We start from the raw sequence: 2,033 nt of genomic DNA, 5'->3' as shown, positions 1-2,033 counted from the left end.
AATTCCTTTATGAGTCTTAATATATCAAATTCTACTTCAAATCCCCTACCCTTTAAAATCACTAAAGCCCTCATCAAAGAAAGTTTTGAAGAACTTTTTTCTATAGAATGTGAAGGTTTTTTTGAAAGTTTAGATGAAAGCTTATTTAATCTAAGTCAAGATTTTAATTTTCATCCTAATGTTTTAATCGATCAAGAAGCTATTTTAAGTATTCATAATCCTTATGAAAACAATACTTTAAATTTTGACACAAATGAAGTTAAAAATTATAAAGGAATTATCACTTATATAAAATATCTAGGTATTAATCATGAAAGTGCTTTAAATATTAATGATAGCGCTTCAAATACTAAGCAAATAAAATACAAGCATTTTTTTTCTTTTAAGCTTCAATCAGTCTTGATAAGACTTTCTTTAAATAAAGCCAATCGTATTTATACTCATACTAATATTATAGAAGTGATTAAACAAACCCTTGGTTTTTATCAAGATATCTTACATAAAGAAATTGATTATTCTAATATACATTTTAATTATGAAGAACAAGAACTCATCTCTCAATACAATGAAAGTGATTTAGACTTTATTACAAGATTAAGCCATAATAATGGAATCTTTTTTTATGAAGATGAGAACACTATTTATTTTTGTGATGTGTATAAAAATGTAAAAAATAAAGAAATTGAGTATAATCCTAATATTAATAATATTTTAAATCAAGCTTGTATTTCTTCTATTTATAAAGAACAAAGCTTAAGAACTAATTCTTTTACACATTCTAGTATCAATGCCAATACTCCTTTAAATCTTTTATCTTTACATTCTAATAAAGTTCCTTATGAACAAGAACTTAATAACAAAGCTTATTATAATGAACATTTTTATGAGAGTGAATATTCTTTTACAAAAAGCATTGATTTAAAGACTAAGCCTTCTCTTAAAGAAAAAAGAGCCTTAGTATTAAATGAAAGCTTACTAGCAAAAAGTAATATTTATCATCTTAGCTTAGGAGATTTTATCACTTTAAATTATAAGGAGTTTAATCATCAAGAAGAAATAAAAAATCAAGATGAAGAAAAACAAGATAAAGCTTCTTTGCTTAAAGACTTTATTATTATTGCTAATACTCAAATCTTAATTGATGATGCCATCTTAGCTAATTCTATTAATACTAATGATCATTTAAATTTAAAAGATTTAAATTTAAGTAAATCTTATTCTAATACTTTAACTTTATTAAAAAAGAATATTATCTTTACTCCAAGTTTTAAAGCTAAACCTAAAGCTCCTAATAGCACTCAAGGTATTGTTATAGGAGAGAGTAAGGATATAGAAAGTGAGAGAAATACTATTTATACTGATGAGCATGGAAGGGTTAAGGTAAGGATTAATCTTTATGCTAATCAAGAAGAATTAGATGAAAAAGAAAGTTTATATCATCACACTCCTTTTTTAAGAGTAGCTTCAAGTATAGCAAGTAATCATTCAGGTTTTTATCATACTCCAAGAATAGGAGATGAAGTGATTATTTCTTTTTTAGATGATGATATAGATAAGCCTTATGTAAGTGGAAGTTTGTATAATGAGACTAATCCAAGTTTAGTAAATCTTCCTTTTAATGATCACCAAACTTCTCTTTCTTCTAAAACCATAGGTGTTAATGAAGAAGGTTATAATGAACTTACCCTCTCAAATATAAAAGATAAAGAACAAATTTATTTAAAAGCCCAAAAGGATTATGATGAATTAGTCCAGCATAATTTCACTCAAAGAATCTTAAATGATAAAGATTCTATAGTGGATGGAATTTATAATGAAAGGATTAAAAAGATTCATACTCAAATCATAGACTTAGCTAAAAATGTCAATATAGGAGGAGAATACTTAACTAATGTAGGCTTATCTAAAGATACCATAGTAGGATTAAGCAATACCTTAAATGTAGGAGTAGATAATAAAGTAAGAGTGGCTAAAAACTCTCATGAATATGTAGGAGAAAACAAAGATATAGAAATAGGTGCTAATCAAAATAC

1 protein-coding gene is annotated in these 2,033 nt (G+C 25.4%); it reads left to right on the top strand.

Features of this window, described 5'->3' with window-relative positions; genetic code table 11:
- Nucleotides 1-2,033: type VI secretion system tip protein TssI/VgrG (locus AJN69_RS10195; RefSeq protein WP_315940610.1), on the top strand; the 2,033-nt coding region annotated here is incomplete at both ends.

Source organism: Campylobacter sp. BCW_4338, from assembly GCF_001763255.1.
Lineage (GTDB): Bacteria > Campylobacterota > Campylobacteria > Campylobacterales > Campylobacteraceae > Campylobacter_D > Campylobacter_D jejuni.
Note: the sequence above shows the minus strand (reverse complement) of the source record. Positions and strands in the feature narration are given on the sequence as shown.